The sequence below is a fragment of the Pseudomonas sp. SCPG-7 genome, from assembly GCF_002156405.1.
Lineage (GTDB): Bacteria > Pseudomonadota > Gammaproteobacteria > Pseudomonadales > Pseudomonadaceae > Aquipseudomonas > Aquipseudomonas parakoreensis.
Genome location: NZ_MVOO01000013.1, coordinates 45,773 through 60,791, shown reverse-complemented (window position 1 = coordinate 60,791; position 15,019 = coordinate 45,773). Strand labels below are relative to the sequence as shown.

13 protein-coding genes and 1 riboswitch are annotated in these 15,019 nt (G+C 62.1%); of the genes, 6 read left to right on the top strand and 7 right to left on the bottom strand.

Features of this window, described 5'->3' with window-relative positions; genetic code table 11:
- The first annotated feature begins 117 nt into the window (after nt 1-117).
- Nucleotides 118-864 carry an RsiV family protein gene (locus B1722_RS21705; RefSeq protein WP_041065775.1) on the top strand — a complete coding sequence of 249 codons (747 nt, stop codon included), beginning with the start codon at nt 118-120 and terminating at the stop codon, nt 862-864.
- Here B1722_RS21705 and cytX read toward each other — a convergent pair.
- Both cytX and thiC read right to left on the bottom strand, forming a co-directional pair.
- Complete coding sequence (gene cytX / locus B1722_RS21700; RefSeq protein WP_086794240.1) at nt 833-2,125, bottom strand: putative hydroxymethylpyrimidine transporter CytX; 1,293 nt, start codon at nt 2,123-2,125, stop codon at nt 833-835. The genes B1722_RS21705 and cytX overlap by 32 nt on opposite strands.
- Before the next feature lie 220 nt (nt 2,126-2,345).
- Entirely contained in the window at nt 2,346-4,235 is a 1,890-nt protein-coding gene (thiC, locus tag B1722_RS21695) for a phosphomethylpyrimidine synthase ThiC (RefSeq protein ID WP_086794239.1), read from the bottom strand.
- Between the two features lie 146 nt (nt 4,236-4,381).
- Nucleotides 4,382-4,487, bottom strand: a riboswitch (TPP riboswitch).
- A 205-nt stretch (nt 4,488-4,692) separates the two neighbouring features.
- Here thiC and B1722_RS21690 point away from each other — a divergent pair.
- Nucleotides 4,693-6,126 (top strand): TolC family outer membrane protein, encoded by a 1,434-nt coding sequence (locus tag B1722_RS21690; protein WP_041065783.1) that lies wholly within the window; start codon nt 4,693-4,695, stop codon nt 6,124-6,126.
- A 147-nt stretch (nt 6,127-6,273) separates the two neighbouring features.
- Here the strand turns inward: B1722_RS21690 and waaA are convergent, their stop codons facing one another.
- Both waaA and B1722_RS21680 read right to left on the bottom strand, forming a co-directional pair.
- On the bottom strand, nt 6,274-7,548 hold the full coding sequence (waaA, locus tag B1722_RS21685; RefSeq protein ID WP_086794237.1) for a lipid IV(A) 3-deoxy-D-manno-octulosonic acid transferase: 1,275 nt from the start codon (nt 7,546-7,548) through the stop codon (nt 6,274-6,276).
- Nucleotides 7,549-7,559: 11 nt separating this feature from the next.
- Nucleotides 7,560-8,462 carry a LysR family transcriptional regulator gene (locus B1722_RS21680; protein WP_086794236.1) on the bottom strand — a complete coding sequence of 301 codons (903 nt, stop codon included), beginning with the start codon at nt 8,460-8,462 and terminating at the stop codon, nt 7,560-7,562.
- Nucleotides 8,463-8,564: 102 nt separating this feature from the next.
- On the opposite strand from B1722_RS21680, the gene B1722_RS21675 reads away from it, so the two are divergent.
- The 4 genes from B1722_RS21675 to B1722_RS21660 all read left to right on the top strand — a co-directional run bounded on the left by B1722_RS21675 (nt 8,565) and on the right by B1722_RS21660 (nt 12,027).
- A complete protein-coding gene (locus B1722_RS21675; protein WP_003221050.1) occupies nt 8,565-8,897 on the top strand; it encodes a multidrug efflux SMR transporter in 333 nt (110 codons plus the stop codon).
- 145 nt (nt 8,898-9,042) lie between these two features.
- Complete coding sequence (locus B1722_RS21670) at nt 9,043-10,218, top strand: FAD-binding oxidoreductase (RefSeq protein ID WP_086794234.1); 1,176 nt, start codon at nt 9,043-9,045, stop codon at nt 10,216-10,218.
- Nucleotides 10,215-11,027, top strand: a complete 813-nt coding sequence (locus B1722_RS21665) for an aldo/keto reductase (protein ID WP_086794232.1) — start codon at nt 10,215-10,217, stop codon at nt 11,025-11,027. Before B1722_RS21670 ends, B1722_RS21665 begins: the two co-directional genes overlap by 4 nt.
- Before the next feature lie 31 nt (nt 11,028-11,058).
- Nucleotides 11,059-12,027 carry a metal ABC transporter ATPase gene (locus B1722_RS21660; RefSeq protein WP_086794230.1) on the top strand — a complete coding sequence of 323 codons (969 nt, stop codon included), beginning with the start codon at nt 11,059-11,061 and terminating at the stop codon, nt 12,025-12,027.
- A 90-nt stretch (nt 12,028-12,117) separates the two neighbouring features.
- Here B1722_RS21660 and hldE read toward each other — a convergent pair whose 3' ends face one another.
- The 3 genes from hldE to B1722_RS21645 form a co-directional block, all read right to left on the bottom strand.
- Nucleotides 12,118-13,539, bottom strand: coding sequence for a bifunctional D-glycero-beta-D-manno-heptose-7-phosphate kinase/D-glycero-beta-D-manno-heptose 1-phosphate adenylyltransferase HldE (gene hldE / locus B1722_RS21655; RefSeq protein ID WP_041065802.1), 1,422 nt, complete (start codon nt 13,537-13,539; stop codon nt 12,118-12,120).
- Nucleotides 13,540-13,641: 102 nt separating this feature from the next.
- Nucleotides 13,642-14,253: an adenylyl-sulfate kinase gene (gene cysC, locus B1722_RS21650; protein ID WP_086794228.1), complete on the bottom strand. Its 612-nt coding sequence runs from the start codon at nt 14,251-14,253 to the stop codon at nt 13,642-13,644.
- Entirely contained in the window at nt 14,246-14,950 is a 705-nt protein-coding gene (locus B1722_RS21645) for a sulfotransferase family 2 domain-containing protein (RefSeq protein ID WP_041065808.1), read from the bottom strand. The genes cysC and B1722_RS21645 overlap by 8 nt, the downstream gene beginning before the upstream one ends.
- Nucleotides 14,951-15,019: the final 69 nt, after the last annotated feature.

Below are 15,019 nucleotides of genomic sequence, written 5' to 3'. Positions count from 1 at the left end.
AGCGGGATGGACGGTGGCGGCGAAACCCACTCTAATTAGCTTAGTGGCGAACTGACTGCCTCGGCGAGAGTCGAAGCGGATAACTTTTTGCCTTCCCCTGTTTCAGAAAGGACGCCCATGTCGCTTTTCAAAATTGCCTCCGTGGCCGCCATCGCCCTGACCCTGGGTGCCTGCGCCAACCTGTTCCAGCCCAACTACCGCACGCCGCTGGAAACCACCCGCGACGCCTCGGAAACCCTGAAACCCGGCTGTTCCAACCCTGATTGTCCGCTGGTGAATATCGATACCGTGCACTTCGCGGCCGAGCCTGCACTGGACGGCATTATCGAAAAGCGCCTGCTGCAAATGACCCGCACCGAGCAGAACGCAGCGGTCGCGCCAACCCTGGCGGCCTATCGTGATCAATTCCTGCGCACCGCCGGCCCGCGCAACAGCAGCTATCTGCAGGCCAAGGTACGCGAGCAGCATGACGGCTTGGTGATCATCGAACTGTCGAGCTACCTCGACACCGGCGGCGCCCATGGCACCCCGGGGCGCGGCTTCATCAACTACTCGCGTCAGCAGCACAAGGTGCTGAACCTGTCGGACATGTTGCTGCCGGGTCAGGAAGACGCGTTCTGGAAGGCCGCGCAGGTGGCGCACAACAGCTGGCTGATCAGCACCAAGCTCGATCAGGAAGCGGATTTCGTGAAGAGCTGGCCGTTCGTGAAAACCCCGAACGTGGCGCTGACCTACGGTGGCGTGATCCTCAAGTACGACGTGAGCACCATCGCGCCTTACGCGCTGGGCCACGTCGAACTGAAGATTCCTTACCCGCGTCTGAACGGCATCCTCAAACCCGAGCTGTTTCCCGGCCGTAACTGAAAGCCCGGCCCAGCACCAGTTGCAACAGCCCTGCCAGCACCAGTGCCGGCAGGGTCGCGCCGACATCCGGATACAGATTCGCCAGCAAGTGGTAGGTGCTGATCCCGCCCAGCCACGCCAACAGCGCCGGCCAGCGCAATGCGGCTGACGCCACGTGGGCGCTGCGCTTGCGCAGAATGAAGTGATCCACCAGCACCACGCCGAACAGCGGCGCGAACACCGAGCCGATCAGCAACAGGAAGTTCTGGTACTGCGCCAAGGGCGCCAGCAGTGCAATCAGGGTGCAGATCACGCCGATGGCCAAGGCCAGATGCTCGACCTTCAAGCGCAACAGAATCCCGCTGGAAACCGCTGCCGAATGAATGTCGGCGAAAGCGTTTTCCGACTCATCCAGCAGAATCAGCAACAGCGGAATGCCCAGACCGGCCCCGGCCAGTGCCAGCAGCAACGCATTGACCTCACCGCTTGGCGCAAACGCCAGGGTGTAGGCCACACCGAGGCTCATCAACCAGAAGTTGCCGACGAAGAAACCGATCGCCGTGCCGCCGAATACGTTTTTTGCGCGTTTGCCGAAACGCGAGTAATCGGCGATCAGCGGCAGCCACGACAGCGGCATCGCGATGGCAATATCGAAGCCCACGGCAAACGGCATCGAACCGTTCCCCGCACGCGCCCAGAGTGCTGCCAGATCAGCCTTGGCGAACAGATTCCAGGTCAGCCAGATGCACGCCGCCAGGATCAGCCAGATACCCCATTTGCGCAGGATCTTGCGCACGAACGTCAGCGGCCCGCTGACTGCGAGCAAGGTCGCCAGCGCACCGAAGCACAACGTCCAGAGCATCGGGCTGGCCCACAGCGAACCTTCGCTGAACGCGCGAGTGCCGAGCAGGCTGGCGGCATCGCGCATGACGATGATTTCGAACGACCCCCAACCGATCAGTTGCAAAAGGTTGAGCAGTGCCGGCAGGCTCGCGCCTTTGCTGCCGAGGCTCAGTTTAAGCGCGGCCATCGATGACAGGCCGGTGTCGCTGCCGATCACGCCGACGGCAGCCAGCAGCAACACGCCAACCAGCGTGCCGAGGAAGATCGCCAGCAGCGAACCGGACAGGCCCAGACCAGGCGCGAGCAACGCGCCGGTCTGCAACACCATCAGGCCGATGCCGAGGGAGAACCACAGGGAAAACAGATCGCGACCGCCGAATACTCGCTTGTCGGCGGATACGGCGAGGTCGGGGGAATAAGTGCCGGGTTGAATGCTCAAGGGTGTTATCTCAGAGGGACATTTGTTGTTGTGTGTGATCGCACACCATTCCTGTGGCGAGGGAGCTTGCTCCCGCCGGTCTGCGCAGCAGACCCAAAACCGGCCAACGCGTTCTTTCAATCAGAACGCGTTGGCCGGATTTACGACTGCTTCGCAGCCGGGCGGGAGCAAGCTCCCTCGCCACAGAGGCTCCGGTCATCCCAGAGCCTATCAGGTCAGATCAAACCTTCTTGTACAGCTGACTGCCTTCCTTCTTGAACCGCTCGGCCTGTTCCGCCAGGCCTTGGGCGACGTCCACGTCGACCGCGTCGATCCGCTGGTTGGCCGCGTATTCGCGGACTTCCTGAGTGATCTTCATCGAGCAGAACTTCGGCCCGCACATCGAACAGAAATGCGCGACCTTGGCCGAGTCCTTCGGCAGGGTTTCGTCGTGATACGAACGCGCGGTGTCCGGGTCCAGACCGAGGTTGAACTGGTCTTCCCAACGGAATTCGAAACGCGCCTTGCTCAAGGCGTTGTCGCGAATCTGCGCGCCCGGGTGCCCTTTGGCCAAGTCCGCTGCGTGGGCGGCGATCTTGTAGGTGATGATCCCGGTCTTCACGTCATCCTTGTTCGGCAGGCCCAAGTGCTCCTTCGGTGTCACGTAGCAGAGCATCGCGCAACCGAACCAGCCGATCATTGCCGCACCGATACCCGAGGTGATGTGGTCGTAACCCGGGGCGATGTCGGTGGTCAGCGGGCCGAGGGTGTAGAACGGCGCCTCGTCGCAGCACTCCAGCTGCTTGTCCATGTTTTCTTTGATCAACTGCATCGGCACGTGGCCCGGGCCTTCGATCATGCACTGCACGTCATGTTTCCAGGCGATCTTGGTCAACTCGCCGAGGGTTTCCAGTTCGCCGAATTGCGCTTCGTCGTTGGCGTCGGCAATCGAGCCCGGACGCAGGCCATCGCCCAGCGAGAAGCTGACGTCGTAGGCCTTCATGATTTCGCAGATTTCGTCGAAGTGGGTGTAGAGGAAGTTCTCTTTGTGGTGCGCCAGGCACCACTTGGCCATGATCGAACCGCCACGGGAAACGATCCCGGTCACGCGCTTGGCGGTCAGCGGCACGTAGCGCAACAGCACGCCGGCGTGGATGGTGAAGTAGTCGACGCCCTGCTCGGCCTGCTCGATCAGCGTGTCGCGGAACAGCTCCCAGGTCAGGTCTTCAGCGACGCCGTTGACCTTCTCCAGCGCCTGATAGATCGGCACGGTACCGATCGGCACCGGCGAGTTGCGGATGATCCACTCGCGGGTTTCGTGAATGTGTTTGCCGGTGGACAGGTCCATCACGGTGTCCGAGCCCCAGCGAATGCCCCAGGTCAGCTTCGCCACTTCTTCTTCGATGGACGAACCCAGGGCGCTGTTGCCGATGTTGCCGTTGATCTTCACCAGGAAGTTGCGGCCGATGATCATCGGTTCCAGTTCGACGTGGTTGATGTTGGCCGGAATGATCGCGCGACCACGGGCGATTTCTTCGCGGACGAACTCAGGGGTGATTTCTTTCGGGATGCTCGCGCCGAAGCTGTGGCCGGCGTGTTGCTGAGTCAACAGGCCGGCAGCACGGGCCTCTTGCAGCTTCATGTTTTCGCGGATGGCGACGTATTCCATCTCGGCGGTGATGATGCCTTTGCGCGCGTAGTGCATCTGGCTGACGTTGGCCCCGGCCTTGGCGCGGCGCGGGTTGTTGACGTGGGCAAAACGCAGTTTGGTCAGCTCCGGATCGGCCAGGCGCTCCTGACCAAAGTTGGAGCTCAGGCCTGGCAGACGCTCGGTGTCGCCACGGTCGTCGATCCACGCCGAACGCACGTCGCCCAGACCTTTGCGCACGTCGATCACCACGTTCGGATCGGTGTACGGGCCGGAGGTGTCGTAGACGGTGACCGGCGCGTTGATTTCGCCGCCGAAGTCGGTCGGCGTCACCTCGAGGGTGATTTCGCGCATCGGCACGCGGATGTCCGGGCGCGAGCCCTGAACGTAGACTTTTTGCGAACGGGTGAACGGCTGAACCGACTGCTCATCGACCTTGGCCGAGTCACTCAGGTTGATCGCGTTTTTAGATTTTGTAGTCATCACGGGCTCTCCAGACAGCATCCAGGCAGTGGATTGTCGGAGCAGAACCTGAAAGGCACGGACGCACCAGGAAAGGTGCTGTGCATCGTCGTCGAGCGTTCGATTGTCGAACAATTTCCCGGACGAAGCACAAGAGGACTCGCCGGGTGACGAGAAATCTTGTTCCCTACGCAGGCGCTAACCTGATCAGGTTCAACGGGATCCGAAATTATTCGATCTCAGCCTCATAGCAAGGCACCCCGACAAGAACCCGGCCAGTCTAGACACAACCGGCAAAGAACGCCAACACCGCGGCAAACACCATGATGAATGGCGCAATTACCGGGACTTGCAGGATTGTTGCCGCACGTTTGCACAACTACACTCGCTGTGCCCTGCGCACCTTGACGCTGTCGGGGCCGCGCCGTAGCCTTGGCGCGCACATTATTTTCGTAATATTTTTGCTAGGGATCGCCTCATGCTGCGCAAACTTTCACTGGCTCTTGCCGTGTCTTGTGCGTCCAACGCAATGGCCTGGGCAGCAGAAGCGCCCTTGTCGACCAAGACCGATCTGGTCAGCGTCTATCAGGAAGCCGTCGACAACAACGCCGATCTGGCCGCCGCCCGCGCCCAGTACGGCGCGCAGAAAGAAGTGGTGCCACAGGCCCGTGCCGGCTTGCTGCCGAACCTGTCCGGCGGCGCCGAAGTGGCGGATGTGCGCACCTCGATCGACCAGCCTTCAGCCATTGCCAATCGCAGCGCGCATTCCTATCAGGCGACCCTGGCCCAGCCCTTGTTCCGTGCCGACCGCTGGTTCCAGTACCAGGCCGCCAAGGACGTCAACGAACAGGCCGCCCTGCAACTCTCGGCCAGCGAACAGAACCTGATCCTGCAATCAGCCGAAAGCTACTTCAACGTGCTGCGCAGTCAGGACAACCTGGCTTCGACCAAGGCAGAAGAAGCCGCGTTCAAGCGTCAGCTCGACCAGTCCAACGAGCGCTTCGATGTCGGCCTGTCGGACAAGACCGACGTCCTGCAATCACAAGCCAGCTACGACACCGCGCGTGCCAACCGGATCGTTGCCCAGCGTCAGGTCGACGATGCCTTCGAAGCGCTGATCACCCTGACCAACCGTCAGTACAACTCGATTCAGGGCATCGTCCATACGTTGCCGATCCTGCCGCCGACACCCAACGACGCCAAGGCCTGGGTCGACACCGCCGCCAAACAGAACCTCAATCTGCTGGCGAGCAACTTTGCGGTCAGCTCCGCCGAACAGACCCTCAAGCAGCGCAAGGCCGGCCACTTGCCGACCCTCGACGCCGTGGCCAAATACGAAAAGGGTGACAACGACGCCCTCGGCTTCGCCAACCCTAACGCCTTCGGCACGCCGTACGGTGGCAACGTCGATCAACGCACGCTGGCGTTACAACTGAACATTCCGATCTACAGCGGCGGGCTGACCAGTTCGCAAGTGCGCCAGTCCTATGCGCAACTGGATCAGAGCGAACAGCAGCGCGAAGCCCTGCGCCGGCAGATCGTCGAAAACACCCGCAACCTGCACCGCGCGGTGAACACCGATGTCGAGCAGGTACAGGCGCGGCGCCAGTCGATCATTTCCAACCAGAGCGCGGTGGAGGCCACGGAAATCGGTTATCAGGTGGGGACGCGCAACATCGTCGACGTGCTCGATGCTCAGCGCCAGCTGTACACCTCGGTGCGCAACTACAACAACACCCGTTACGACTACATCCTCGACAACCTGCGCTTGAAGCAGGCGGCGGGGACGTTGAATCCGGGTGATCTGGAAGACCTGCGACGTTATTTGAAGGCCGACTACAACCCGGACAAGGACTTCCTCCCGCCGGATCTGGCCAAAGCCGCCGAAGCACAGCTCAAGGCACGGCCGTAAACAGAAAACAAGATACCTGTGGCGAGGGAGCTTGCTCCCGCTCGGCTGCGCAGCAGTCGTAAACCTGGCGACTCGATGTCTCTGGGCTTGGGGCAGCTGCGCTGCCCAACGGGAGCAAGCTCCCTCGCCACAGGGGTTGAGTGCAAATCAGCGAATCAACCGGCCCAGCCCATCCAGCAGCCGCTGCAACGCTCCCTGATTACGGCGCATCACCGCCAGTCCAGCCTCGGCCATGCGCTGGGCATCGCGCGGCAATTCGAACAGGCGCTGCACTTCCACCGCCAGCCCTTCGGCATCATCCACTTCGGCCAACGCCCCGGCCTCGCGCAACTGCGCGGCGATGTCGAGGAAGTTGAACAGGTGCGGGCCACTGATGACCGGTTTGGCCAGTGCCGCCGGCTCCAGCAGATTGTGCCCGCCGTTGGGCACCAGGCTGCCACCGACAAAGGCGCTGTCGGCCAGTGCATAGAGAAACAGCAACTCGCCCATGGTGTCGCCGAGCAGCACCGAAGTGTCCGCCTCGACATTGGCACCGGTGGAACGACGCACCGTGGCAAAGCCTTCGCGCTGGCACAACTCGAACACCGAATTGAAACGCTCGGGATGACGCGGCACCAGAATCAGCAGCGCATTCGGGTAATTCGCCAGCAGGCGACGATGGGCGTCGAGCACCACTTCGTCTTCGCCTTCGTGGGTGCTGGCGGCGATCCACACCGGGCGTTCCAGCGCCTGCCATTGGCCGCGCAACTCATGGGCGCGCTGCAGCAGTTGCGGGTCGATGGTCAGGTCGAACTTGATCGAACCGGTGACCTCGACCGTCTGCGGGCGCGCGCCGAGATCTCGGAAGCGCTGGGCTTCAGCCTCGGTCTGCACCGCGAAAAAACTCATTTCAGCGAGCATCGGCGCGGTCAGCTTGCTGAAGCGCCCATAGCCCCGCGCCGAACGCTCGGACAAACGACCGTTAGCCAGCGCCACCGGTATCCCGCGTTTGGCGCACTGATGAATGTGGTTGGGCCACAGTTCGGTTTCCATGATCACCGCGAGTTTCGGTTTGGCGTGATCAAGAAAACGCGCCGCTGCGCACGGCAAGTCGTATGGCAGATAGCAATGCTGGATGCGCGGCTCGCTGGCGAACAGTGCCTGTATCCGCTCCGATCCGGTCGGGGTCATGCAGGTCACGGTGATCGGCAGCTGTGGATAACGTTGCAGCAAGGCGCGAATCATCGGTGCAGCAGCGATACTCTCTCCCACCGATACCGCATGCACCCAGATGCCTCCGGGTCGCAGTGACGGCATGCCATAAGAGAAGCGCTCGCCAATCCGTTTGGCATACGCCGGAGCCTTGCGCGAGCGCAGCCACAGCCGAATCGCCACCAATGGCAGCCCCAGGTAAAACAGCGCGGTGTAGAGAGTTCTATTCATGGCGGCGGAGTTTATCGACTTTTGTCGCCGATCGCCCGCAAGTGCACGGCAAAACGTTCCGCCAGCCACCTTGCGGCAGGGCCGAGAGGTTCGTCGCGGCGCCAGACCAGTTCCACCACCAGCGCCGGCGGCGTCCATTCACTGTCCAGCTCAACCATCAGGCCCTGATAGGCCGAATACTGCACCACATGCCGGGGCAGCCACGCCCAGCCAAGATCCCGCACCAGCCATTCGGCCATCACATAGAAACTGTCGGCACGCCACACCTGCGGGCTCGCCGGTTCGTTGCCGGGGTAGACGCTGGTTTGCGTCGACATCAGCAATTGCCGATGCTGCGCCAGCTGCTGGCAGGTGACGTAGGACTGCGTCGCCAACGGATGATTGATGCCGCAGACGGTGACCATTTCCACCCGCCCCAAGACCCGACGTTCCAGCGCTTCGGGGATTTCATCGTGATAGAACAGCAGGCCCAGATCGGCACGGCGTTCGACCAGTTTGCGCGCCACTTCGCCTTGGGCGGCGCTGGTCAGTTGCACTTCGAGGCTGGGAAATTGCCCGGCCAGCGCATCGAAGCTTTCCACCAGTGCCTGATAAGGCATGGCCTCGTCCTGGGCCACGCGCAACTGCGCTTCCTGACCGCGCATCATCGCCATCGCCCGACCGTTCAGACGCTCGCATTGACGCAACACTTCTCGCGCCTCTTCGAGCAGCGCCTCGCCGGCTTCGGTGAGTCGGGGCTGGCGACCACTGCTACGCTCGAACAGGCTGACGCCCAGATCATCTTCCAGCAGGGCAATCGCGCTGCTGATCGCTGACTGCGCCTTGCGCTGCTGGCGTGCTACGGCGGAGAACGAGCGCTGTTCGGCGACGCTGACGAAGGCGCGCAATTGTTCCAGATTCCACTGGGTATTCATCGATCGACCCATCTTCAAAACAGATAGGTAATGACTTTACCGCATCTGGCGAATCACTAGAATGCCGCCTCAGCAAGCAACGTTTTACATGAGGATCTACACATGAACGCCTACGCCTTCCTGGCTATCGCCATCTGCGCCGAAGTGATCGCCACCGTTTCGATGAAAGCGGTCAAAGGCTTGAGCACCCCGCTGCCGCTGATTCTGGTGATCGTCGGCTACGGGATCGCCTTCTGGATGCTGACCCTCGTTGTCCGCACCGTGCCGGTGGGTGTCGCCTACGCCGTGTGGGCGGGCATGGGCATCGTCATGGTCAGCGTCGCGGCGCTGTTCATTTATGGGCAGAAACTGGACGTGCCAGCGATGCTCGGGATGGCGCTGATCGTGCTCGGCGTGGTGGTCATCCAGTTGTTCTCCAAGACCGCAGGGCATTGAAGAAAAAGATCGCAGCCTTCGGCAGCTCCTACATTGGAATGCATATCCCTGTAGGCGCTGCCGAAGGCTGCGGTCTTTTTCGCCTCTGAGCTCCGATCCCCGAGTCTGTATACTGCGCCCTCGTCTTGAACACTGAGGTCGTTGCATGCCATCCGTTATTTCCACCGACGTGCTGATTGTCGGCGCTGGTGTCGCCGGCCTCTGGCTGAACGCGCGCCTGCGCCGCCAGGGTTTTTCGACCGTGCTGGTGGAAAGCGCCAGCCTCGGCGGCGGGCAGAGTGTGAAGTCCCAGGGCATCATCCACGGTGGCGCCAAATACGCGCTGCACGGTGCACTGACCGGCGCCTCGGAAGCCATCGCCGACATGCCGCGCCGCTGGCGTGAGGCGCTGGCCGGCAACGGCGAGCTGGACCTGTCCGGCGTGCGCGTGCTGTCCGAAGCGCATTATCTGTGGTCGCCCGGCACCCTCGCCGGCAACCTCACCAGTTTCTTCGCCAGTAAAGCCGTGCGTGGCCGAGTCGATCAGGTCAAGGGCGATCAACTGCCGCCGGCCCTGCAAGACAAGCGCTTCAAGGGCAAGGTCTATCGCCTCGCCGAACTGGTGGTCGACGTGCCGAGCCTGATCCAGCGCCTGGCCGATCTGGCCGGTGACAGCCTGCTCGCCGGGCAAAACATCGAGCCGCTGTTGGAAGCCGGTGTGCTGGTCGGCCTGAAAGTCGACGGCCGCGAGATTCGTGCCCAGCGCATCGTGCTCAGCGCAGGGGCCGGCACCGCGCAGTTGCTGGAAGACCTGGGCCTGACCCAACCGGCGATGCAACGCCGACCGCTGCACATGATCATCGCCAAAGGCCCAAGCCTGAAGCCGTTGTACGCCCATTGCCTGGGTGGCGGCACCAAGCCGCGCATCACCGTCACGACTCACCCGGCCGCTGATGGCAACTGGGTCTGGTACCTGGGCGGCGACATTGCCGAAAGCGATGGTGTGGCCCGCGAGCCTGCCGAACAGATCGCCACCGCGCAGAAAGAACTCGGCCAATTGCTGCCGTGGATCGACCTGAGCCAGGTGCAATGGGCGACCTTGCGGGTAGATCGCGCCGAGCCGCTGCAAACCGGCCTGACCCGTCCGGACAACGCTTTCCTTGCCGAGCAGGGTCGCCTGCTGGTGGGCTGGCCAACCAAACTGGCGCTGGCACCGGACTTTGCCGACCGGGTCATCGCCTCACTGGAGCGCGACGGCATTCAGCCGCAAGCTGCCGAAGCATTGCCGGCGCTGCCAAAACCACCGATGGGCGTACCCGCCTGGGAGCAATTGTTGCCATGAGCGTAGCGACCCTGCACGAACTGCATCGCCCGCTGGGCAGCACCGGCCTGCTGGTGTCCCCGCTGGGCCTGGGCACGGTCAAGCTGGGCCGCGACCAGGGCGTGAAATACCCCAACGGTTTCCAGATCCCCGACGATGACGCGGCACGCTTGCTGCTCAATCAGGCCAAAGGTTTGGGCATCAACCTGATCGACACTGCCCCGGCTTATGGCCGCAGCGAAGAACGCCTCGGCCCGTTGCTGCGCGGCCAGCGGCAGGACTGGGTGATCGTCAGCAAGGTCGGTGAAGAGTTTGCCGACGGCCTGTCGCGCCATGACTTCAGTGCGGCGCATACACGGATGTCGGTCGAGCGTAGCCTGCAACGTCTTGAAACCGATTTTATCGACCTGGTGCTGGTGCACTCCGACGGCAACGATCTGGCGATCCTTGAGCACGAAGAGGTCTACGCCACCCTTGCCGCACTCAAGGCCGAGGGCAAGATTCGCGGGTTCGGTTTCTCCGGCAAAACCGTCGAAGGCGGGCTCAAGGCGCTGGAGCAAGGGGACTGCGCGATGGTCACCTACAATCTGAACGAACAGCACGAGAAGGCAGTCATTGACTATGCTGCTGCCCACGGCAAAGCCATTCTGGTGAAGAAGGCCCTGGCCAGCGGCCATGTGTGCCTGAGCCCCGGCGTGGATCCGGTACACGCCAGCTTCGAGCTGTTGTTCCAGCAGTCCGGCGTGGCCAGTGCTATTGTCGGGACGATCAATCCGCTGCACCTCGCCCATAACGTTGCGACCGTTGCCCAGGTCCTTCGTGGTCACTGACGCCGCCCCGCGGCCTTAAGCAGGAGCCGACATGCCGCGTACGCTCATCAGAAAGAACCCGAGCAACTTCAAGACACTGCCGCTGTTCGTCGAGGCCACGCCCGAAGGTCTGACCTATCAGAGCGTCGGCATGCCGCTGAATTTCGCCCAGACCTTGCAGCGGCGCAAACCGGTGAGCGTGGCGGATGCCGAGCGCTTCGCGGTGGAACTGGCCAACCTCGGAGTCTCGGTGCGCCTGACCCTGCATTGGCAGAATCGCGACTACTGGGTGCTGGTGCGCCAGCGTCGGCAGGATCGCGGCGACGTGGTGCTCAAGCTGATTTCCGGTTACGTGCCAGCCCATGAGCTGAACATCCCGCTGCACACCGCGATTCAAGAGATTGCCGAAGAGTGCCTGCTGGAAACCCCGGAGGGCTGGCTCGGCGGGCGATTCAACGACACGTGGCTGCCCGCGCCCTACTCGTCCGCCCTGCATTATCGCGAAGCGCTGCCGTTTCGCCTGACGCCGTTGTCCGGCTCGGCGCGGCCGGTGCGCTGCGCCAATCTGCAATTGCTCGAACGGCCCCGGGCCTATGTGCATTTGCCCACCGCGTCGCTGCAACTGATCTACGACCTGCGCCTGGAAGTACCAAAAGAAGCCAAATCGCTGAGCCTGTTTCATGTCGATGAGCGGCTGGAGGGTGATCAACTGGTGGCGCGCCTGGACCGCAAGCGTCCGGATCTGTACCTGATGCCGTTGCAGGATGGTGAGCCGCTGGCTGAGCTGTACACCTTGAAGAAAGGTCAGCTGTCTCCGGCCGGCACGCGCGGTCTGTATCTGGCCGAAAGTTTTGCCAGACAGGATGGCTGGCTGGTGCGTGAGGAGCGGATTCGCTGGAAGGATTGGTTACGTCAGCAAGGCCTGACGCCGCCGGAGAAACCCACGGGCCTGGCGCGGTTGCGCGGCAAGGCGAAGCAACTGCTGAAGAAGATCGTACCGCGCAAGAAAGTCAGTTCCTGAAACGCAAAAGATCGCCGCTTGCGGCAGCTCCTGCAGGGAAGCGCATTCCAATGCAGGAGCTGCCGCAGGCGGCGATCTTTTTAGCTTGAATCAGTGACCGCGGATTTTCTCCACGATCGCCGTGGTCGAGCTGTTTTCCACCAGCCCCAGCACTTTCACCGTGCCGCCGTAAGCCTTGACGATGTCGGCGCCGACCACCTGGTCGATACCGTAATCACCACCCTTGACCAACACATCCGGTTTGACTTCGCGCAGCAGGTTTTCCGGGGTGCCTTCCGGGAAGCTGATCACCCAGTCCACCGCGCCGAGGCCGGCGAGTACCGCCATGCGTCGGTCGACACTGTTGATCGGACGTCCCGGCCCCTTCAGGCGGCTGACGGAGGCGTCATCGTTGATCGCCACGATCAGACGGTCGCCCTGGGCGCGCGCCTGCTCGAGGTAGGTCACGTGCCCGGCGTGCAGAATGTCAAAGCAGCCATTGGTGAAGACGATGCGCTCGTTATGCGCGCGAGCATCGGCCACTGCCAGTACCAGTTGCTCCAGCCCCAGCACACCGCGTTCCGAACCTTCTTCACGCTGGATCGCGCGACGCAGTTCCGGAGCGCTGATTGCTGCAGTACCGAGCTTGCCGACCACAATACCGGCGGCCAGGTTGGCCAGCGCCACCGCGTGCGGCAGTTCTTCACCGGCAGCAATTGCCGCCGCGAGGGTGGAAATCACCGTATCACCGGCACCGGTCACATCGAACACTTCACGGGCACGGGCCGGCAGGTGCAACGCCGGATGCTCCGGACGCAGCAGGGTCATGCCGTGTTCGCCACGGGTGACCAGCAGCGCGCCGAGTTCGAGATCGTGCATCAGGGCGGCGCCCTTGCTCACCAGCTCGTGCTCATCGGCGCAACCACCGACGATGGCTTCGAATTCGCTGAGATTCGGCGTGATCAGGCTGGCGCCACGGTAAATCGAAAAATCCTTGCCCTTGGGATCGGCCAGCACCGGAATGCCTTTGGCCCGGGCCGCCTGAATCAGGGCCTGATGGTTCTTCAGCGCGCCTTTGCCGTAGTCCGACAGCACCAGCACTTTGATGCCCTCGAGCAGATCATCGACCTGCGAGGCCAGGGCCAGCGCATCGGTGGCAAACGGTTCTTCGAAGTCGATACGCAGCAATTGCTGGTGCCGGCTCATGACCCGCAGTTTGACGATGGTCGGCTGATGCGCGATGCGCTGAAACAGGGCACGCACGCCCGCGCCCTTGAGACTGTTGCTCAGGCTGTCGGCGGCTTCGTCATCACCGGTCACACCGACCAGCGACGCCGGCGCACCGAGCGCGGCAATGTTCAAGGCAACGTTGGCAGCACCGCCCGGACGGTCTTCGATTTGCTCGACTTTTACGACCGGAACCGGTGCCTCAGGGGAAATCCGTGAGGTTCCACCATGCCAGTAACGGTCGAGCATGACATCGCCGACCACCAAGACTGGGGCTTGATCGAATCGCGGCATGGACAACTTCATGGAGCAACCCACATACAAAATGAACAGGGGCGCGATATTAACACAGGGTTGGCGCAGGCTTGAGTGCAGCCTGCAACAGGATGAAACAGTCCGTTACTTTGCTCATTTTTTGAGCACCAGCGCCGCCAGTTGCTCACAGGATTCGGACAACTCCAGCGTCTCGGTGTCGATCTGCCACTCGGCTGCCAATGGCGCTTCGTAAGGACTGTCCACGCCCGTAAAGTGCGTGATCCGACCTTCCCGCACGGCCTGATACAACCCTTTCGGATCGCGACGGGCGCAGACTTCGAGCGAAGTGCTGACGTGCACTTCGATGAAATCACCCTGGGCAAACAACCTGCGCGCAGCATCGCGTTCGGCGCGAAACGGCGAAATGGCCGCAACGATCACTATCAGCCCGGCGTCGACCATCAACCGTGCTACCTCGGCCATGCGCCGGGTATTTTCCCGGCGGCAGGCGTTGCTCATGCCCAGGTCGCGACACAGGCCATTGCGCACATTGTCGCCATCGAGCAGAAAGGTGTGCAGACCCGACGCATGCAGGTGCAGTTCGAGGGCATTGGCCAAGGTTGACTTACCGGCGCCGGAAAATCCGGTCAGCCACAGGCAGCGTGGGCGTTGCGACTTGAGCGCTGCACGGGCCTGATGTGACAACGCCAGACCGTAAGGCCGAATGGCCGGGGCTTGCATCGGCATTGACAGGAACTCATTCATAACCGAGCAACTCGTAATCACGCTGATAAACCCGACGCACCAGACGCCGGGTGCGCACCGTACAGAACTCCCGCGCCGGCATCGTTTGCCTTTCCCGCGAGCCGTTGACGTGAGGCAACTCGCCAGTCAGCCGCAACTGTTCGCAAACCAGACGAAAATCCCGCGCCAGATGCTCCTGATAACCGATGAAGTCCAGCGCCAGATGCCCCAGCGAATCGGTAAGAAAGTCGGTCTGTGCCGCAAAGTGCAATTGCCGGGCAATCGTTTCCGGATGCAGCCAGCGCGCGACAAAATCGTCGAAATCCCGGTACTGCCGCACCAACTGCTGCGCCGAATGGTCACGCGCGCTCAACTCGTTGCCACGCAAAAAGGCGTAGGCCGAATAGGCGCGTTCCAGCGGATCGCGGACAAAGGCGAACTTGAAGGCGTTGGCGAACTGCTCGGGGAATTGCTCTTCGTACCAGTACAACGGCAAGTGCCCGGGACGCCAGCCGTCGAACAACGCCGTGCAAACGCTGCTGCCGGCACATTTCGGGACATGGATGAACAGGCAGGAGCGCTGCTGGAAGGGCTGGGGAAACGTCAGGTTGGCCGACATCGACTTGTTCACCACCTGCCGATCGACCACCGACAGGCGCCCGAGCAGAAAGGCTCGCTGCGGCTTGGGCAGCAGTTTCCAGAGATAGCGTTGCAACATGAAAGCACCCGCGCGACGGGGATGGCCCCCTCGATAAAAGTCAGAGTTCAGTGAGGAACCTTAACAAGC